The following is a 21,340-nucleotide window of genomic DNA, read 5'->3' as shown; positions in this document are numbered from 1 at the left end:
GTTTTATAAGATTATTGATTGGAAGCTTGTTTCTGACTTTCTTGTCCATAGTTACGGAAATCACTTTCTAACTGCTCAAGTGACTTTCCTCTTGTCTCTGGCAATATCTTATTCACAAAAATAATAGCGGCAATACCACACACTGCGAAAATGAAGAATGTGATCGATAAGCCTACTGCACTTAGTAAGATTGGGAAAAACAGCCCAACAAGGAAGTTTGTGATCCATAAGCAGAATACTGTTACACCCATTCCAATACCACGTAATTTTAACGGGAAGATTTCTGATAACATTAACCATGTTACCGGAGAAATGGCACCCTGCTGGAATGCAAGGAAGGTAACAGTCAAGCTAAGTACGACCACCGGAAGTGCTGGTGACCCTTTAAGTACGAATGAGAACACCCCAATCAAAGCAAGAGCAGTGGTTGTACCCGTCAATCCAGCGATTAACATAGGACGCCGGCCAATTTTCCCTAATAACCAGATCCCAACAAAGGTTGCAATGACTGAGATCGCTCCGTTGGCAATATTTCCCATAAGTGCCACATTGGTTGAAAAACCGGATTTTTCGAGAATTTGAGTACCATAATACATAATCGAGTTAACACCTGTAATTTGCTGTACAATGGCAATCCCGATTCCAATTCCAACAATCCGGCGGACCCATGGTACGTTTAAATCCTTAAATGTCGCATGTTGAATTTCTGATTCATGAGCAATATTTTCTTTCATCTCTTTAAGTTCAGAATCCGCAGCGTTTGCTTCCCGTATTTCTTTAAGGACCCTTAGTGCATCTCCCCATTTTCCTTTGGATGCTAGCCAACGCGGGCTCTCTGGAACCGCTAACATTCCAAACCATAATACAACAGCCGGAAGTGACGCAATCACTAACATATAACGCCAAACATGTGAAGCTCCCTCACCAATCGTATTTCCTAGGATGGCATTAAATACAAACGCTAACAGCTGACCGGAAACAATCATTAATTCGTTCTGGGTAACCATCCTGCCCCGCTTCTCGACCGGAGACATTTCTGCTAAAAAGGATGGCACCATGACGGATGCAGCCCCAACGGCTAATCCCAGCAAGAATCGGAAGACGATCATAACACCGGCAGACGGTGAAAGCGTACATCCAATTGCGGCAATAAAGAATAGTAACGCGAGATTTAAAATCATTTTACGGCGGCCAAAACGGTCGGATAAACGCCCGCCAAATACGGATCCAAACGCAGCTCCAAAAAGTAATGAACTTGTAACGAGACCTTCCGTCGCTGGTGTCAAGTTTAGCTGGTCAGGTTTTGCCATAAAAGGTAATGCCCCGTTAATAACACCGGTGTCATAACCAAAAAGAAGTCCCCCAAATGTAGATATAACCGTAATCTTTTTTAAAGCTTTTTCGTAATCACGTGTTTTTTTAATCGCCTGATTACTCATATTCTCCCTCCCCAGGGTTCGTTTTTTTATTAAGCTTTAATCAATGAACCATTTTCTAATGGCAGTAATTCTTCATTAATATAATTACGGGCTTTCAAGGCATACTCCAACGGATGTGCAACTGAGGGGTCTTGTTCTGCTTCAATGACAATCCAGCCTGAATAATTCGTTTTCAGAAGCGTCTTGTATACCTCAGTAAAATCAATGCAGCCGTCACCAGGAACGGTAAACATTCCTGCCAAAAAGGATTGTAAGAAGGACTTTCCTTCTCTTTCACATTGCTCTTTTACCGCTTGACGTACATCTTTAAAATGAACATGATGGATACGATTAATATGTTTATTTAATAAAGTCATATAATCAGCATCGGATACGCAAATATGTCCGGTATCATACAGCAAATGAACGTGATTAGGATCGGTGTTTTCCATAAGACGATCAATCTCGGCTAATGTTTGTACGCCCGTCCCCATATGATGGTGAAAAACTAGCTTCAAATCATATTCTTCAGCAATTTTTCCTAATTGGTTTAGTCCTTGGCCTAACTGATCCCATTCTTTATCTGTGAAGGATGGTTTTTCTTTGAAAACATTTTTATCTGTACCTTGAATACTATAGGTTTGTTCTGATACGACAGCAACAGCTGCGTTAACCGCTTTCAAATACTCGCAATGTTTATGGAAAGCTTTAGAGGCTTCTTCCACACCGTCACGAATAATAAAACTGCTAAACCATTGTCCCGCAATTTTTAGGTTGCGAAGTTGAAGCTCTTTGTTCAATACGTTAGGTTCTGGAAAAAAGCCGCCAACTTCTGTTCCCTCAAAGCCCGCTACTACAATATCACTTAGTAAATGTGATAAGGTATTCTCTGCCCCAATTTCTGGAATGTCATCATTTCGCCAACCAATCGGAGCAATCCCCCATGCAATTTTTTTATTTTTCATCGTTTAACCTTCTTCCTTTTAAAAGTAGGACTGTTTAACCGGTTGTCCCTATTTTATAAGTAATCGAGATTCAATGTATTATAAAAAATTGCTATCAAATTATCATTTCTTGCTAAAAATTAATTAATTTATCAAAAACTAACAAAAAGATACCCGCATAAATGGATATCTTTTAGAGATATGTAATTAAAAACATTGTTTTCTAAACTTCCCAGGAGTGATGCCTCCAGTAGATTGGGAGAACACCTTAATAAAATGACCGATACTATTAAATCCACAATCCATGCTTATTTGCTCGATTGAAAGATTGGTTTCCACCAATTGATTCTTTGCTTGGATCAATCGGTAATTTAGTACATATTGGTGAGGGCTGGTTCCTATATACTTTTTAAACGTACGACAAAAATGATAAGTACTTAAATTGGATATTTCACTCAGCTGGTCGACGGAAATTTTAGATGAGTAATTCTCACTTATATAAGTCAGTACGGCTTGAATTTCGGTTGGTACTGCTTTTGCCACGTTTGCACTTCTGTTTTCAAACGTATTACGGGTACTTTCTACTAAATTACCAAGCAGTTTATAAATTTCTAAGGATATTGTAAAGTCTATTTCCTGGTTGGACTCTATAAGGGATAAAATATTGGGAATATTATTCTGTTCAACCGGCAGTTTAAAAGTACAGCCCTTTCTTTTGTATAACTCATTATGCATATCTTGCGTGTGACTACCTGTAAAGTGAAAAAATTGGAAGGTTGTTTCTTCCAATGCAGAGTAGTTATTTTTTTCTTTACAATCTAGAAGAACAATATCATCTTTCGAGGCTGTAAATGATTGGTCAAGATAGTGGAATTGCATCGATCCTTTTTTTATATAAAAAATAATAAAGGAATTCATGTAGTCACGCTTAATGCTGTAGGGTACATCTACTATATATTCACCGCCCCATAGGACATAATGATATAATTCTTTCGTTAAAGCGGAAGGTTCATAAAAATATAATCCCTTTTTTGACTTGATGCCCGGTTCTACTTTTGGAATATAGAAATTCATTTTTCTCACCTCTCACTAATTGTAAGCACTATATATAGTATATTTTATTCTGACTCAAAAGGTAATGGTCTATTATTTGGAACTATTCAAATATTTTATAGAATAGCACGGTGAATATTCTCTGAACATCATATAAACGACCTATTTCATTACCAAAAGTTATCAAATAAATTATAAAATAGCACCAAAACACAATTTTAGAGCAAGATTATATAGAGTAAATAAAGAAAATTTCCATTAAACTGAAATCGCATACATAAGTTAAAAAATGGAGGTTTACTAATGAAATTATCATTTAATGAAGGAACAACATTCGAAAGTGCTTCTCTTCAACAGAATTTAGAGTATTGTGAAAAACACGGTTACGATTTTATCGAAATTCGTTCAATTGATCAGTTAAAAGATTATCTTAAAGAATATACATTGGATGATTTAAAAGCCTATTTTGATACCCATCATATTAAACCACTTTCTTTGAATGCATTATGCTTTTTTAATAATCGTACCAAAGAAGACGAAGAGAAGATTATTGAGGAATTCAAAGAATACTTGGAGATTTGTAAAAAAATAGATTGTTCATATATTTGCGTGGTACCCTCTAATATTGATGTGACAGAAAAAGGAAAAACATTGACGGAAGAAGTAAATGCAAGTTGTATTCGAGTTTTAACCCATCTATCTGATTTAGCCGAACCATACGGAGTAAAGATTGCGATTGAGTTTATCGGAATTCAAGAGAATACGGTTAATACATTCGCCCAAGCATACAGTATTGTAAAAGCGGTTGATCGAAATAATGTAGGTCTCGTATATGATACTTTCCAATTCACTGGAATGGGGTCAAGATTAGAAGATGTAACAGATGAGACAGCAGAAAAATTGTTTATCTTCCATATCAATGATGTTGAGGGTTATCCGTTTGGCCAAATGCGTGATAGTGACAGAGTATGGCCTGGACACGGTGTGATTGATTTAGAAGCGCATTTGAAAAGATTAAAAGAATTGAATTATGATTTTGTAGCATCCGTTGAGTTATTCAGACCAGAATATTATCAAATGGATCCTGAAGAAGTCATTAAAAAAGCAAAAGAAACGACCCTGGAAGTATTGGAAAAGTACTATAATAAACACGCTGTTCATAATTGATCGAAAGGCAAAAAGGAACTTTTTTAGAAAAAAGCCTTTATTGTATTGGCAATTAACTAATGCTATAAATGGCAGTATCCTTTTTGTAAGTAAAAAGAGCCTAAATACGCAAGAAATATATAAAAATTTGCATATTTTAGGCTCTTTAAATTTATTCCTTATTGGTTAAAGCTCCCTATAGCATTCCTGTAGATCGTTATTTTTCGACTTTGAAAAAAATAGAGCTCCTCAGTAAGATATGAGTATAGACACCACTCTAACTCACAACTTTAGGAGGAACCCCCTACTATGAAGTTTAAAATGCTGAACAAACAAAATCAACTAATAGAAAGAATTCCTTTTGATACATACCCTTATTTTGTGGTACTCTTTTATTTGACCATAGTACGTTATCAAAAGTATGTTTTTGTTTAAACTTCCTTCTAGGGTTTAATATTCAATAATAAATTCACTTCTCCATCATAGCCACTAACAGTTCCTGTATAAAGCTGTTTTCCAGGATTAGATTTACTTACCCTAGTTAATGACCATGTTACATATACCTTTTCCTTGCTTCCATCACTCATTATTGCTTCAACCATTTGAGGCAAAACATATTTGTCCGATTCCTTAATTGATATATTAATATCTGGAATATCACTTATTACTTTTGCTTGAACTGGGATATGGAAATCATCAACATTAATGTGACCAAATCCACCCTTCGAATTATCTACAACTTTGATATATAATTCTTCTCCAACGAATTGAGTGGCATCCCAGTTTATTCGACTATACTGTTCACTATTATTTCCTGTAGCCTTTAACAAGACGGTATCATCAGATGCTCTTACTAAAGCTACATAAAGATTATCTATATCCTTTCCACCACCAATTAAGAAATTTATTTGTCCATCTCCTGCCAGCCTAAATTTATTTGACATTAAAGAACCAGTACCTGCATCACCTAAACCACCTTTTGCTGGATCTATAAATCCCCATAGATGATATCCTGCTGACCCATCACTTCTCTGGGCCTGATTAAATATTGACCATCCACTATCGGTAGCTTTAGTTACCATATCGTTTGAAAATGCATTCCCTTGTACCGTCCATCCTGACAAGTCTCCAGTTTCAAGTCCTGCATTTTCAATGTTTCCCGTCTTAATCTTTGTATCCTGCGTGTGCTCCTCTACTGGGATTACAGTTCCATCCCCATAAGCTGATTTCATTGACCATACTTTCATGGATTTAACATCCACATTACCGTCTCCATATATTTGCAGTCCTAATGAATCATATCTAACTGGATATGCCCGAGTAGTTATGCTCTTTGACCCATTTGCATAAGCTTCAATCTGGGATCGGTCAATGTAAATATGCAGTTTTAATTTTTTTCCATCAAGTTCAAGTTTTCCGCCATATATGCCTTTTTTCGAATCAGGATTTATACTTGTTTTATTATTATTTACATTTAAAGTGCTATTAGAAGCATCATAATATAGGACTGTTTCTTCCTGTCCATCAGGACTTCTTCTAACCTTTATGCCAAACTTATTTGCTCCTTTTGACTGTAGCTCTACTTGATGTCCAGCATATCGCCTTTAACATCCTTCAATAAAGCATTTGCCTCAGGTAAAGTTTTATTAGAGAAATTTACAAGTTGTTTATCATGTAGTGAATCTAGTTCGTCTGATACCGGATTGATTTCAAGGTTACCATTATCATAGGTTAATTGTAATGGAAGTCCTGCATTATGTGCCCAACCTGCATTATAATGATCCTGTTCTGAACGTGAATCCTGAGTAATGCTAAACACAATCGTCCTTCCTTTTTGATCTACAAAACCACTTGGACCGGAAAAATGCATTCCGTAATCAAACATCTGTGGTGCTTCTTGATCAGGTTTAAATCTGTAAGTTTTATCGTCCCATTTACCAATCCAATATAATACTGTTTTTGATTGATACATTGCGGCTTCTTGAAAGTTAGAATAAGTTGGACTTACAAGCATGATATATTTACCTGTGTCCTTTCCCTTACTATCCTTTAATGGAAGGAAAACAGGTAATTCCCAAACTGTTCCTTCTATAACATATTTATTATGATTGCCTTGGAATAGTGGACCTTTATAATCCCAGGAAGTTAAATTTTTTGACGTATACACCAATGCAGTCCCACCGGTTTTAACTCCATCTTTTTGTATACCTGAACCTACTAGCATTACCCAAGTATCTCCGTTCTTAAATACAAATGGATCTCTAAATTCACCAAAAATAGCAGTTTCACCAGCATTTTGCCCCTGTAAATCCTTTTGCTGTACATTAACCAGCTGGTTATTCATATTCCAACTTGGCAATTCAGGATTAGAGTAGTCAGCAGCTGTGGCAAGACCTATACTTTGGTTTGGAATTGCACTGTCATTTCCTGCTGTAAAGAACAACACTGGCTTACCATCTTTATCATAAGTTGCACTCCCGGACCAAACTCCATCAGGAGCGACAGAGTTTTCTTGTGGCATTAGTGCAATAGGTTCTTCCTTCCAATGAACCAAATCTGTACTTACAGCGTGACCCCAATTAATATAATGCCAGTATGGTCCTCTTGGATTTGCCTGATAAAATATATGATATTTTCCATTATAATAAATTGGAGCATGAGGCTCATTCATCCAGTTTTGTGGTGGACTGTAATGAAATTGAGGTTTATATCGGTCACCTGCTAAAATACTTGAATCTAGTGACAATGCTGCTTCAGGATTCGAAATATTGTGATTTAGCTTACTTAAGTATGAATCGTATTCATCTTTTACCTGCTCAGATGTTATTGGAGCATATGAAATTTTCAATTCATCAATTAAACCATCAAACATATTTGCTGAAAAAACACCATTTATTATGGCTGGTTGATTGTGCTTTCCTATTATTAATGGCTCTGTTGATGGGGATATAACACCTTTAACAGATACCTTTTTTTCTCCAGCCAATTCACCATTTAAGTAGAGTCTCATATATTGACTATCTATATCATAAGTTGCTGTAACATAAGACCATTTTCCAAGAGGAATTGGTTTATCGTTAGCTGCATCTACTCTAAACCATGCATTATTTATCCCTAGTTGCAAATCCCACGATCCGTGTCTTCCAATCCCCAGCCCAAATCCTTGAGACATACTTTTGTCCTGCTGATTGACTATGATAGAATCTTGTCCAAGATCACCCCATTCATAGGTTCTAGGTGCTACCCAGGCAGAAATAGTAATGGCATTAGATGGTTTCGGAAATTTATCCGCACTACGGCTTATCCATGTTGAATAACCGTCAAATAAAAGTGCATTATTTAGAATTCCCTTTTTCCAGAGCGGCCCTGTTTTGGTTTTTTCCGTTGAAGTATTAAATACATAATTCACATAATCATCTATTCCACTTACAGAATCCCGGGCTACAGTTCCCTTTTGCTCGTCAAAATTCCAGAACGCAGCTGTCCCATAGTTTTTCACATGAATATCATCTACATTTATATACCCAAAGGCATTCGTCGAATTATCGACAATTTTCAAATATACTTTTTGCCCTATATATTGTGCAGCATCCATTTCTACTTGGTTGTATTGAACATTATTCTTTGAATTAGTTACTTTTATCAGTTCAGTATTATCTTTTGAATTTACGAGTGCTACATATAGATTATCTTTATCTGCCCCGCCCGCAAGCAGCATATTTATTTTACCTGTACCACCTAATACAAACTCTGAAGACTTCAACACTCCAACCTTTGAACTGTCCTTATCCCATAAATGATATTCACCGTTGATATTTAGTTCCACTCCATTATCATTCGTCACGTTAGTGACAGCGCTAACAAAGGCATCACCACTGACTACATTCCATCCGCTTAAATCTCCAGTTTCGAAATTTGGATTGATTATATCGTCACTTATTGGCGGATCAACATTATAAACCTGAAAATCATCCACATTGATGTGCCCAAATCCCCCATCTATTTTATCAACCACTTTTATATATAGAAATTGATCTCTGTAAGCAGAAGCGTCCCATAAAACTCTAGTATAGCCCTCATCGTTATTACCAGTTGCTTTAAAAAGTTCTTTTCCATCTTTTGCACTGACAAGTGCTACATATAGTTTATCTATATTATTACCTCCTCCGACAAGGAAATTGATTGTTCCATTTCCCCCCAATTTAAAAATATTTGATTTCATCTCTCCTTGCCCATCATCGCCTGATCCACCATTTGCAGGATCAATAAAACCCCATACATGATATTTACCATGTTGATTAAAATTATGTGTTTGCCAATACTGTTCTACATCTGATACACCAAAAGTATTACCCGTTACCTTCCAACCACTTAAATCTCCAGTTTCAAAATCTGGATTATTGATATTATTTGTTATAGTCTGACTTAAATCTATTGCCATTGTACCTTCAGTTGGTACAGTTTCATAATAGGTTTTAAACGCATCCGCAAATATTAATCCCCAATCAGATACAGCATTATCAACTATTTCGATATACAAATTCTTTCCCTTATATACTGATAAATCAGCTCGATACTGAACCAAGTTGGCTAAATTCATACCTTGATCTACATGAGGAAAGTTTTTATCAGCAAATTCCGTATTTCCATACGTTGCTATTAATTGCTTGGTATCAGCATCATAAACTTTAATATTACATAAATCTGTATTCTTTCCACCTCCTAATTTAAAAGAAATCCAACCTGCCCCCCCTAATTGAAAGGTAGATGAACGAAGGATTCCAGTTTCTGTTTCAGGATAAGCCCATCCGTCTAAATGATAGTTGCCTTCGTGATTGTATGGAATTTTTTCATTCCACCATGTTGTTGCATTAGATACACTGTTAGGACCAAATGCTCCCCCCTTGACAACTGTCCATCCTGTAAGGTCCCCGGCTTCAAAACTACCATTTGTTATCTCATTTGGTACGACATCTGCTTTAATATGGGATACTGGAGCTACAACTGTTGTAAACACTAATATTAATAACACTAACCATACACTAATTGTTTTATTTTTGAATTTATTATCCATTCATATTTCCCCTTTTTTAACACTTTCTTAAGAAATGTTTTTCAAATGTGGGTTGACTCCTCTTTACCCCATAAAAACAACTTTTGTTAAATCATATGATTGAATAATTACACCGTAAGTCTTTTTAGGAGATATACTAATCTTTCATTCTTTCTATTAGATGCAATTTTATAGCTATTGTTGAAGTAAATTCTTAAGGTGTTTAAATATACATAGGAGTAATTGACGTATGTAAGATTAATATGAAGAAGAGAGAAGTGATTCAGGTTAATCATGTTTTAAGATAAGCCTTCAGAAATATATCCGAAGGCTCCTTTAAAAAAAATCATCCATAACAAAAGGCTAATAATTCTTTATACCTAAAAATAATTTATGGCAAATGGTATAAGAAAAATAAGCTGTCACACTTCCTAAAATAAAAATGAATAGAGGAAGCAAATAAACCAGATACAATGATAGTAAAAATATTATCATTAATAATATGGTTGACAAAGGATAAGTGATTGCCATAGTTAACGCATTTTTAATTACATTTTTCCAATTGGTATCAAAGTGAGCCATAATAGGAAATAAATTAACCGTAATTGATAAGAAGAATAGGGATAATAACCAAAGAATACCCAACAATAAAAGATGCATTAATGAACCGTCCAAATGTAAAATCCGAAAGTCTATATAGATAAAAAAACCTAGGGCTGCCCATAATACTGAAATTCCAAAACTTTGTAAAAAACATTCTCTAAATAACAAGAAAAAAGTACGGAAAATTCCATTGGTTGCTTGCCCTATTGTCCACTTTCTTATTACGCCATACATGGATACTGTCGCCGGAAAAATAGTAATAACAGGTATACACATTATTAGCCATAATAAATTTAATAAGAATAAGTCAACTATTTTTTCGGTATAGTGCAAAAATCTACTATTAAGGATATTCATGGTGTTTCCCCTTTTTTAGGACAAGATTGGATTTTTTTTGTACGAAAAATCCCTTTCAAACTTACAATGGTGTTGTTATTTTTTGCACCAACATGATTCTAAATCGTAAAAATCTAGAGATGTTAGTTGGACATTGCCATCAACAGCAAATAGTTCTAATCCTTGGCTATTACGATCTGGGAAGATTAAATCAGTCATAACCAATTCTCCATTATTTGCAAATACCTCTACGGAAGACCAATCAACAAATATATGCATTTTTATTCGATTTTGTTCTGGTTCTAAGATTGCATTGTGATTACATGCAAAAAATGGATTAAATGATGTTTCCCCTGAACTCTGTCGATCGATGAATAACTTTTTCTCAGTTACATTATAACCAATTATTGTTTTCTCATCTTTTGACATTCGTACCTTAAAACCAAATACAGAGGCTGTATCCAATTCAAACTCCGCCAATAATTCAAATGCATTACTCTTTATATTCGAAAGAACATTTGCTACATGTTCATTTATAGTGATATTTTCTAATTTTGCATTTTCTTTACGAAGAGACTCTATTTCCGTAATAGGTGTTTGGCTTAACCGAACGCCATCATTTGTTGTCACGAGTTTCAATTCGCGAGGGAGTGTCATTGCACTTCTCCAAACTTTTGTTGGAGTTTCATTTGCATATTTCCAATTACTCATCCAACCAATAAAAATACGGCGCCCGTCCTCAGCAGGTACATCCGACCAAGTGACTCCTGCATAATTATCTCTTCCATGATCAAGCCAAAGGACCGTTTCTTTTGAATTCTCATTTGTAAAAGTTGAACCATCAAAATCCCCGATAAAGTATTGAGTTCTTGAACCTTCTGCATAAGCTGCTTCATTTCCAATACTAACAATCATTACCCACTTTTTATTTTCGTTTTTTCCGCCAACCGGTAATTCAAATAAGTCAGGACATTCCCAAACACCTGCATGAGAACCAGCCTCACTACCAAATTCACTTGCAAAATTCCACGTTATTAAGTCGTGGGAAGTATATATCCGGACGTGGTTACCTGCTGCAAGAATCATAATCCACATTTTTGTAGTTTCATGCCAAAACACTTTAGGATCACGGAAATCTGTGATTCTTATATCTGATAAAATAGGGTTTCCCTTATACATGTTCCAAGTTCGCCCTTTATCGGTACTATAAGCGAGACTTTGTCTTTGTCTTGGACGTTCTGACCCCGGATATTGATCTGCATGCGTAAAAATGGCAACAAGCCCAGATTCACCATTGAAAAATCCAGTTGAATCATTCCAATCTACAACAGCACTTCCAGAAAATATGGCCCCATTCTCATCCGGGGACAGAGCAATTGGCAGGTGCTCCCAATGAATTAAGTCCTTACTTACAGCATGTCCCCAATGCATGGGTCCCCATATCGTATCGTGTGGATGGTACTGATAAAAAAGATGGTATTCTCCCTCATAGTAAACCATTCCGTTAGGATCATTCATCCAATTGGATTCAGGTGTGAAATGAAACTGTGGTCTATGGGGTTCTGTGTAATACTTTTCAGAACTCGATGTTTTATATTCTTCTAGTTTCATTGTTATAGGTTCTCCTTTGTTACTACTTTTAAGTTTCTTAATGTATAAATTTCGTCGAGAGTAGGCATACTCCCAATTGCCCCTTTTTTTGTTGTAGCTAATGCGCCTACAGCATTTGCGAAGGATGCTATTTCTACTAAATCTTCGTAAGTTAAACTATCAATCAGGCATTCTTTTTGAAGAATCTTATAAAGAACTCCTCCAAGGAAACCGTCTCCTGCTCCGGTGGTATCCTGAACGTCAACAACAAAACCTGGTAAATGACCTGTTTTTTCTCTCAGTCTAAAAAAACTGCCATTTCCACCTAAAGTGATAAACATCAAGGGAACATGGTATGTGCTACATAAAATTCGAGTGCCTTCTTCAAGATCGCTTACTCCAGTAAGGAAAGTTAGTTCCTCTTCTGAAATTTTCACCACATCAGCGAATTCAAGCCCCTTAAACATCATTTTCTTAGCATGGTCTAAACTATCCCATAACGATTCTCTTAAATTAGGATCGAAAGAAATAAGAGCTCCATTTTCTTTTGCAAAAGCAACGGCTGCGAGAGTGCTTTCTGCAGCAGGGTTATGAGTCATGGAAAGAGATCCAAAATGAAAAATCTTAGAACTTTTTATCAAACCAAAATCTACATCTTCTATGCTTAATGTGGTATCCGCTCCAGGGTTACGATAAAAACTAAATGTTCGATCACCCTCATCATCTAAATGGACAAATGCTAGAGTTGTATTTGCATCTTCTGAGAAAACCAGCCCAGAAGTTTCCACATTTATTTCATCCAATATATTTTTTAAAAAGAACCCAAATTGATCTTTTCCAACTTTTCCAATAAAAGCGGTCTTTTTTTGCAATTTAGATAAAGCTGCTAGAACATTAGCTGGAGCCCCACCAGGATTTTGTTCAAACAGAACTCTTCTGCTTTCCCTAGATCCTGAAGGTGTAAAATCAATAAGTAACTCTCCTAATGCCGTAATATCGTACATTTATGTTCACCTAACCCTTAATGTGGTAAGATTAATAGATAAGGCAGAACGACGAGGCTGCACCCTTATGTTCTGCCTTTTATTTAGAAATGGGATGGTTATTTACTGTTTTTGTTAAAATCGTCAAGTCCCTTTTGGTACAATTTCATCAATTCAGGAAGACCCATTTGATCTAACTGTTTTACATAGCTATCCCATTCTTTTTCAATTCCGCCATCCTGCAACCAATGCGCTTGCTTTTGGTTAACAAATTGAGTAATATCCGTTTGAAGCTGATTAATTCTTTGTGAATCTTCTTGACTAAAGAAGACTTGCGGATAATTCTCTTTTTCTACGTAAGGACGATAATATTTATCCAAAATTTGCAAACGTTCTTTTGCACGTGGTTCCATATCAACCACTTTACCAAAGTCTTGTTTTAAAACGATGAATGGTCCTCCAGGAGCCACTTTTTGACGGTACTCACCCATTGCCACTCCAGCAGGCAATTCTTTATTCACTAACATTCCGTTACTGTCCTCTTTATAAACCTCACCAATTGGACCCCAGTTCACTTGAGCAGACTCTTTTGGAGCATATAATTGGTCTACCCATCTTGAAGTAATTTCTGGATACTTATCTGCCTTTGTAATAACAAATGCATCACGACCATATTCAGAATAGTTTGAGCGACCTACGATTGGTTTTCCTTTTGGACCTACAAGCGGTGGTAAGACTACATAATCATTTCGGCGATCAGTACCGACCATTTCTGTATTTTCCCACCAAATAAAAGAACCTAATGTCTCATCTTTTGATTTACCTTTTGCAAACATCTTTGCTGTGTCTTGAGTGGTTGCTTCTGGATCAATTAATCCTTCCTTCACCCATTTATGGTAATACTGGATAGCATCTTTATATTCAGGCTGAACAGCGGTAAAGATTACTTTTCCATCACGGACGATACGGTGGTCATTGTTATCAGGAACTCCGAATGCTGCAATCATATCACCGAAGTTACCACACCATCCGTTGAATAGATAAGTTAATCCAATCTCATCTTTTTTGCCATTTCCGTTTGCATCCTTATCTTGGAATGCTTTCAAAACATCATGATATTCATCAAGAGTTGTAGGCATTTTTAAACCTAGCTTATCAAGCCATTTCTTATTGATGTACATGGTGTTAGGTAGTCCAACTAAATCCATCTCTTCTGCCCTAGGCAAAGAGTAAATATGTCCATCCGGAGCAGTAATGACCTTCTTCAATTCAGGTCTTTCTTCCAGTCTTTTCTTTAAGTTTGGCATGTATTTATCGATTAGGTCATCTAAAGGAATAATGGTTCCATCCTTTGCATATTTCTGAATATCCAAATCGCTAAAACCTGAATTATAGAAAGCATCTGGAAGATCTCCACTTGCAAGCAATAAGTTTTTCTTTTCCTGATAGCCGTCACCAGGAATGTTATTCCATTTAATTTGAACATTGGTTGTTTTCTGAAGTTCTTTAAAAATGGTCATATCAGCAAAATTAGGAGCTAAAGATGATTTCGGTGACACAAAATTAAGCTTAATTGTTTTATCAACAATCGGTAGTCCGGTAGAATTCATTTTTACATTTACTTTTTTCGTTTCTTCTGATGCACTTTTATCACTGGAACATCCAGCAAGAATTGTCGAAAGACCAATAGATAAAACTAATGATTTCGTAAACCATGACTTTTTCATATTTTTTCCCCCTCATAATTAATCAGTTTTTAATATGAACAACCTCTTAGGATCCCTTTATCCGTCACCCCCTTAAAGGAATACTTTTTAGCCTTGGCATTAGAAAAGGTTATCCCTTGACACCGCCAATTAATACTCCTTTTACAAAATACTTTTGGACAAATGGGTAAACAATTAATAATGGAATTGCGGCAACGATGATAACACCATACTTAATAATCTCTCCAACGTGTTGCTGTGCGGCAAGATTATCCAAATCACTTAACATTTGTACGCTCAATTGATTTTGAATCAAAATATTACGCAAAATTAATTGCAAAGGATACAAACTCTCATCATTTAAATAAATCAATGCATCAAAGTATGAATTCCAATTACCTACTGCATAAAATAGAACCATAACGGCGATGATTGGTTTAGATAATGGAAGAACAATTTTCAAAAAGAATCTAGTGTTCGAACATCCATCGATCTTACCTGCTTCTAGTAATTCATTTGGTATCGAAGATTCGAAAAAGGATCTCGCTACTATCAAATTCCAGACGGCGATAGCTTTTGGAATGATCATTGCCCACATCGTATTCAGCATCCCTAAATCTTTAACAACTAAATACGTAGGAATTAACCCGCCAGAGAAGAACATCGTGAATAATATCATCAACATAAAGAAGGATTTACCATATAAATCTTTACGGGATAAGGCATAAGCAGCCATCAATGTCAGGGATAATTGCACCGCAGTTCCTAAAACCGTATAAATAATGGTATTTTTATATCCTAACCAGATTTTAGGATCACTGAAAATCCTCTTATATCCTTCAAATGTGATTTCCTTAGGTAATAACCAAACACTTCCGTTATAAACTAAATCTGGATTACTTATTGAGGCAATGACCACAAAATATAAAGGATATAAGACTGCTAAACAAATGAGAGTCAAAAATATAAAGTTTATAGTGTCAAATATTTTATCCTCTTTTGATTTTATTTTTTTTACTCTATTATTTTTTTTGAATTTACTCAATTCCGACACCCCCTACCATAGTCCTGAACCAGAAACTTTCTTTGCTGTTTTGTTTACAATCCAAAGTAAAACTAAGTTAATAACCGAATTGAATAATCCTACGGCAGAAGCAAAACTATATTCTGATTGCTGTAAACCTACTTTATAGACGTAAGTTGGGATAATTTCTGCAGCTGGCTGATTCAATGGTGTTTGCAATAAAAATGCTTTTTCAAATCCTATATTCATTAAATTCCCTACCGATAAAATGAGGAGTATTATAGCTGTCGGCATAATGGCAGGAATATCCACGTGTAAAATCCTTTGCCACTTATTTGCACCATCTACGGTTGCAGCTTCGTGAATTTCAGGACTTACCCCAGCTAATGCAGCTAAATAAACAATGCATGCCCAACCCGTTTCCTGCCATACTCCAGATCCTATATATAGAGGTTTAAACCAACTGGGTTCAGACATAAACGATATAGCTGATCCTCCAAATAGTGTTATCACACTATTAACTAATCCTTTATCTGAGAAAAAGACAAAGACCATACCGGCTAAAACTACGATTGAGATAAAATGTGGTGCATAAATAACTGTTTGGACAAAACGCTTATACTTCTGTTGAATCATTTGATTTAAAAGTAATGCAATAATGATTGGCATTGGAAACCCAATAACCAGTTGAAAGATGCTTAATCCTAAAGAGTTTTTAATTAATGTCCAAAATTGATAAGAGTCGAAGAATCGCTGGAAATTTTGAAACCCGACCCAAGGACTTCCTAATATCCCTAAAGAGGGGACATAATCTTTAAAAGCAATTAAAACTCCATACATCGGAACGTATTGAAAAACAATAAAATAGATAATGGCTGGCAGTAAGAAAAGGTAAAGCTCATAGTTTTCGAGAATCTGTTTGATTCGACTTTTTTTGTTTAGCGTTTTCGCGCGAATCGCAGACGATTTTAAAGGGTTATTGGAAGCTTTTATTGCAAATTTCATCTTATCTCCCTCAATTCTAAATGGTCTTAGTATTACAATTTGACTAACTATTGAAACGTTTCCAATGAAAGTTAAAAAAATATACACTAATTAGAGTTTTTTCCTGTTTCGATTCTCTTAACTTATCCATTGAAACGCTTCCAAATAATTCTAAAATTTTTTCCTGTTAAGTCGTTTCTCCTTCTCTGTACTTAACAGGAATTCGATATATCTCTTGCTCAAGCGTTTCGCCTTCAATTTTTCTTAGGAGAAGTTTTACAGACATTCTAGCCATTTCTTCCACCGGCTGCCGCATCGTGGACAAGACGGGGTGAAACAATTTATTATCTTGAATTCCATCATAACCAATTACTTTTACATCCTCTGGAGTTCTTATCCCCAATCGTTTTGCTCTATCAATATATTTTGCAGCCAGTAAATCTGTATTGGCAAATACTCCGTCTACATTATGATGTTCCTTTTTTGAAAAGAAATCCTCAAAGAAATGATCATCATTGTAAACTTCATCATGTTCCTCATGAATAAAATATTCTATACCTTTATCTACTGCTTCATCGATAAATCCTTCTCTACGAAGAACTACCTCAGAGTAGGCAGAACTAGTTATTCCGAGATAAGCTACTTTTTTAGCCCCAGCCTTTACAAGCTCTTGTACGGCGATTCGTCCTCCAGTATAATTATCTGAGGTTACGCATGTGATTTTTTTTCCAAAATGCCTGTCGATACTAATAATGGGTATATCTGTACTAACACTTTCTTCAATATCGTTATAGGTAATTCCAACAACTCCTGCTACTTTATTCTGATTGAGCATATCAAAATAATAAAGCTCTTTGTCGGGTCTGCCCCCACTATTGCAAAGCATCAATTTATAACCTTCTCGATCAAGCTCATCTTCAATATAATAGGCAAGTTCAGAAAAAAAAGGATTCCAAATACTTGGGAGAACTAAGGCGACCATTTTGGACTTTTGCATTTTAAAGTTTCTTGCTACTTCATTTGGTATATAATTTAATTCTTTAATAGCCGAATTCACTTTCTCCATTGTTTCAGGCGAAACGTTTGGATGATTGTTAATCACTCTCGAAACAGTGCCAACTGCTACTCCCGCTAAGTTTGCCACATCTTTTATACTTGGCACTATAATTACCCCCATAATAAAAGCAATTTTATAAACTAATTTTATTACGCATTGGAAACGTTTCAATCAATTTATGTGATTATCTTATCACGTATTTGGAAACGTTTCAATCGTTTTTTTTTTTTAAAGCAATTTATATAAAGCGTAAGTCTCTATGCAAGATTTCACATTAAAAAGAACTCGTTTTACACAAGCCTATTAAGAGGAACCCAATCTTCATCGTAGCCTTTATCATATATATATTTCCCTTATCGGATGTTTTTTTTCATGGGCTTCGTTTTTTCAGATCACTAAATAGTTTCTTCGACACAAATGGAAGAAGAACGGTTAGTGAAAAATATCACTTGTTCTAAGAAATGATTAAGGGATGATTTTGTCACATCCGTTGAGTTATTCCGACCAGAATACTATCAAATGGATCCTGAAGAAGTTATCAAAAAAGCAAAAGAAACGACCTTGGAAGTATTGGAAAAGTACTATATTAATCACCCTATTTATAATTAATCGAAAGGCATAAAGGATCTTTTGTAGAAAAAGTCCTTTATGCCTTTTTTATTATTTAATACATTTTTAGTTTTAAAGTTCTTCTTACTGGGCCTGACTAAAAGATTTTTTCATATTACCTTTATCATACTTGGAACGGAACTGCTCCTCCAACTCTTCAAGCGTAAGTCCATTTGTTTCTGGCATAAATTTGTAAACAAAAGCAATTCCCAAAATGCCAATGACAACGAAAGCAAAGAATGTAGCGGATAAACCTATCGTACTTAAAAGAATAGGGAACGTAAAACCAATAACAAAGTTGACTGCCCATAAGAAAAATACACTAATACCATTACCAAGGCCTCTTAATCTTTGTGGGAATATTTCCGCAGCAACTAACCATGTTACCGGTCCAATGCACCCTTGCATAAAAGCCAAAAATAGAACTGTCAAAGATAGCACAAGATACGGCAGTACAGGAGAACCTTTAAGTACCATTGAAAATATTGCAATCAATAAAAGTGAGGTGGTTGTGCCAGACAAACCAATTATCAACATTGGACGGCGGTTCACCTTGCCAATCATCCAAATACCGAATATGACAGCAAGAACGGAAATAAGTCCATTTGCGATGTTTGCAATTAATGCAGTCTTCGTTCCAAAACCAGCCTGCTCTAGAATTTGCGTACCATAATACATAATAGAATTAACACCAGTAATTTGATTCACGACGGAAATTCCAATACTAATCAACAAAATACGGCGTAACCATGGTGTAGAAAAGTCTTTAATGGTTGCTTTTTCAAGATCTGCGTCTCTTTTTACGGATTCTTCAATTTCCTTAAATTCTGCAATAGCACGTTTCTCGTCACGGATTTGTTTAAGGACACTTAGCGCCTCATCCTTTTTCCCTTTTGATGCCAACCATCTTGGGCTCTCAGGAACCTTAAGCATACCTATAAATAACATAAAGGCCGGAATGGCACAAATAAAGAGCATGTAACGCCAAACATGTCCAGTATCCCCCATTGTTACACCAAGAATAGCGTTGAAAACATAAGCTAATAATTGTCCACCAGTAATCATAATTTCATTCTGGGCCACCATTCGTCCCCTATTCTCGGCAGGTGCCATCTCTGCCAGAAAGGACGGTACCATTGATGATGCTCCTCCAACAGCAAGTCCAAGCAAGAATCTAAAGGTAACCATTACAGAAACATTGGGAGCAAATGTAGTTCCGAGTGTTGCTAGTAAAAATAACAATGATAGATTAAGGATCATTTTACGTCGGCCATAACGGTCTTGCAGCTTTCCTCCCAACAAGGCACCAATTGCTGCACCAGCAAGAAGTGAACTGGTCACAAGCCCTTCTGTAGTGGGTGAAAGATTAAGCTGATCACGTTTTGCCATAAAAGGTAAAGCGCCATTCACAACTCCCGTGTCATATCCAAAAAGAAGTCCCCCAAATGTTGCAGAAATCATAATCGTTCGTAAATTACGTTTAAAATTCCCTACTTGATTACCCATACATTTTCCTCCCAAGGTTTTATTTTTTACATATATTTCCCCTTAAGCCTCTCATTCTATAAAACTGACAGTGTTTTTAAAGCGTTTTCATATAGTTTTATACAATAAGGCCTTTTAGATCATCAAAGGCCTTGATTGTAATGAAACCTTATGTTTATTGGTATTCAATCCATACAGCACCATTATCAGCAGAGCGTACACAGTTCTCAACCCAACGAACACCTTCTACCCCTGCCTCGATTCCTGGATACCAAGAGGTATCAAACGCTTCTCCGCAATCTGCTGCAACCATCGCCTTGGCAAAACGAGTATATAGATTTGACCATGCTTCAAATAGTCCTTCTGGATGGCCTCCACCGATACGATCATCTGTAAGTGCTTGTGGATAGAGATAATCCATACCACGATCTAAAATCTGTGCCGGTTGACCTTGAACTTCATATCTTAATTGATTAGGATGTTCATCCCACCATTCAATGCTAGCTTTCGAACCTATCACACGAATCGTTTGCCCATGCATTGAACCTGCATTTACACAGGAAGACCAAACATAACCAACTGCACCGTTATCATATTCCATAATGGTAAATGCGTTGTCCTCAAGTGGAGCACGGCTCTTAACAAAACTCTGGCGGGAACACATTAATTTTTTAATTTTTAAGTTTGGCAGCATAACCTCGGATATGTACAATGGATGTGTTCCTACATCACCCAAAACATAACTTGGACCTGCAACCTTTGGATCAACACGCCATTTCGTGCTTTCACTATTTTCTTCTACTGCAGCAGAATGGAAACCATGTGCAAACTGCATTTTTACGATTCTGATTTCTCCCAAATCTCCATTTTCAATCATTCTTCGTGCTTGATCAATCATCTGGTGTCCAGCATAACCATATGTAATGCCAACAACAAGATTTTTTCCTGTCGCAATTTCTTGTAATTCAAGTGCTTCTTCAGTGGTAAAACATAGAGGTTTCTCACACACAACGTGAAGTCCAGCATTTAGAGCTGCTTTCGTGATTTCATAATGTGTTCCGTTTGGAGTAGCAACAGAAATCGCTTGAATCCCATCTTCACGCTTTGCTTCTTCTTCAAACATTGTTTTGTAGTCAGGATAACAACGTTCTGGATCAACATGTAAATTCATTCCAAAGTCTTTCCCACGTTCTGGATTAATATCAAAGGCACCCGCAACCAAATCAAAATTATGATCACGTAACGCAGCTGAACGGTGTATATAGCCAATTTGACTTCCGCGTCCCCCACCTACCATTGCCCAGCGGATTGGCTGCTCAACGTTTTTTTCACCATTAATCATGTTTTCA

Annotated in this window: 15 protein-coding genes and 2 pseudogenes; 2 read left to right on the top strand and 15 right to left on the bottom strand. The window is 36.1% G+C overall.

The genetic code is table 11. The features are described 5' to 3' along the window. Positions 1-11 precede the first annotated feature (11 nt). The 3 genes from AAHB15_RS11470 to AAHB15_RS11460 form a co-directional block, all read right to left on the bottom strand. A complete protein-coding gene (locus AAHB15_RS11470) occupies positions 12-1,439 on the bottom strand; it encodes a sugar porter family MFS transporter (RefSeq protein ID WP_342042413.1) in 1,428 nt (475 codons plus the stop codon). A gap of 29 nt (positions 1,440-1,468) precedes the next feature. Further along, positions 1,469-2,383, bottom strand: a complete 915-nt coding sequence (iolE, locus tag AAHB15_RS11465) for a myo-inosose-2 dehydratase (protein ID WP_342042412.1) — start codon at positions 2,381-2,383, stop codon at positions 1,469-1,471. A gap of 186 nt (positions 2,384-2,569) precedes the next feature. Beyond that, positions 2,570-3,436: a helix-turn-helix domain-containing protein gene (locus AAHB15_RS11460; protein WP_342042411.1), complete on the bottom strand. Its 867-nt coding sequence runs from the start codon at positions 3,434-3,436 to the stop codon at positions 2,570-2,572. Positions 3,437-3,718: 282 nt separating this feature from the next. On the opposite strand from AAHB15_RS11460, the gene AAHB15_RS11455 reads away from it, so the two are divergent. Continuing rightward, positions 3,719-4,582 (top strand): sugar phosphate isomerase/epimerase family protein, encoded by an 864-nt coding sequence (locus tag AAHB15_RS11455; RefSeq protein WP_342042410.1) that lies wholly within the window; start codon positions 3,719-3,721, stop codon positions 4,580-4,582. 422 nt (positions 4,583-5,004) lie between these two features. Here AAHB15_RS11455 and AAHB15_RS11450 read toward each other — a convergent pair whose 3' ends face one another. From AAHB15_RS11450 to AAHB15_RS11405, 10 genes and pseudogenes are all read right to left on the bottom strand, one after another. Beyond that, entirely contained in the window at positions 5,005-5,823 is an 819-nt protein-coding gene (locus AAHB15_RS11450; protein WP_342042409.1) for an Ig-like domain-containing protein, read from the bottom strand. Between the two features lie 30 nt (positions 5,824-5,853). Continuing rightward, positions 5,854-6,108, bottom strand: a pseudogene (locus AAHB15_RS11445) (GH32 C-terminal domain-containing protein); the annotation flags it as partial. 32 nt (positions 6,109-6,140) lie between these two features. After that, positions 6,141-9,635 carry a LamG-like jellyroll fold domain-containing protein gene (locus AAHB15_RS11440; RefSeq protein ID WP_342042408.1) on the bottom strand — a complete coding sequence of 1,165 codons (3,495 nt, stop codon included), beginning with the start codon at positions 9,633-9,635 and terminating at the stop codon, positions 6,141-6,143. A gap of 342 nt (positions 9,636-9,977) precedes the next feature. Continuing rightward, positions 9,978-10,574, bottom strand: a complete 597-nt coding sequence (locus AAHB15_RS11435; protein ID WP_342042407.1) for a YesL family protein — start codon at positions 10,572-10,574, stop codon at positions 9,978-9,980. A 75-nt stretch (positions 10,575-10,649) separates the two neighbouring features. After that, positions 10,650-12,164, bottom strand: coding sequence for a glycoside hydrolase family 32 protein (locus tag AAHB15_RS11430; RefSeq protein ID WP_335574507.1), 1,515 nt, complete (start codon positions 12,162-12,164; stop codon positions 10,650-10,652). A gap of 2 nt (positions 12,165-12,166) precedes the next feature. Continuing rightward, entirely contained in the window at positions 12,167-13,147 is a 981-nt protein-coding gene (locus tag AAHB15_RS11425) for a carbohydrate kinase family protein (RefSeq protein ID WP_335574506.1), read from the bottom strand. 98 nt (positions 13,148-13,245) lie between these two features. Further along, positions 13,246-14,853: an ABC transporter substrate-binding protein gene (locus AAHB15_RS11420; RefSeq protein ID WP_335574505.1), complete on the bottom strand. Its 1,608-nt coding sequence runs from the start codon at positions 14,851-14,853 to the stop codon at positions 13,246-13,248. A gap of 109 nt (positions 14,854-14,962) precedes the next feature. Then, positions 14,963-15,877, bottom strand: coding sequence for a carbohydrate ABC transporter permease (locus AAHB15_RS11415; RefSeq protein WP_342042406.1), 915 nt, complete (start codon positions 15,875-15,877; stop codon positions 14,963-14,965). 12 nt (positions 15,878-15,889) lie between these two features. After that, entirely contained in the window at positions 15,890-16,861 is a 972-nt protein-coding gene (locus AAHB15_RS11410) for an ABC transporter permease (protein ID WP_335574503.1), read from the bottom strand. 166 nt (positions 16,862-17,027) lie between these two features. Continuing rightward, positions 17,028-18,002, bottom strand: a complete 975-nt coding sequence (locus AAHB15_RS11405; RefSeq protein ID WP_335574502.1) for a LacI family DNA-binding transcriptional regulator — start codon at positions 18,000-18,002, stop codon at positions 17,028-17,030. Between the two features lie 375 nt (positions 18,003-18,377). Here AAHB15_RS11405 and AAHB15_RS30180 point away from each other — a divergent pair. Further along, positions 18,378-18,506: pseudogene (locus tag AAHB15_RS30180) on the top strand (hypothetical protein); the annotation flags it as partial. An 84-nt stretch (positions 18,507-18,590) separates the two neighbouring features. On the opposite strand, the gene AAHB15_RS11400 reads toward AAHB15_RS30180, so the two are convergent. Both AAHB15_RS11400 and AAHB15_RS11395 read right to left on the bottom strand, forming a co-directional pair. Further along, entirely contained in the window at positions 18,591-20,012 is a 1,422-nt protein-coding gene (locus tag AAHB15_RS11400; RefSeq protein WP_335574501.1) for a sugar porter family MFS transporter, read from the bottom strand. A gap of 154 nt (positions 20,013-20,166) precedes the next feature. After that, positions 20,167-21,333: a Gfo/Idh/MocA family protein gene (locus AAHB15_RS11395; protein WP_335574500.1), complete on the bottom strand. Its 1,167-nt coding sequence runs from the start codon at positions 21,331-21,333 to the stop codon at positions 20,167-20,169. Positions 21,334-21,340: the final 7 nt, after the last annotated feature.

Source organism: Bacillus sp. OTU2372, assembly GCF_038440275.1.
In the GTDB taxonomy this organism is placed as follows: Bacteria; Bacillota; Bacilli; order Bacillales; family Cytobacillaceae; genus Neobacillus; species Neobacillus bataviensis_B.
Note: the sequence above shows the minus strand (reverse complement) of the source record. Positions and strands in the feature narration are given on the sequence as shown.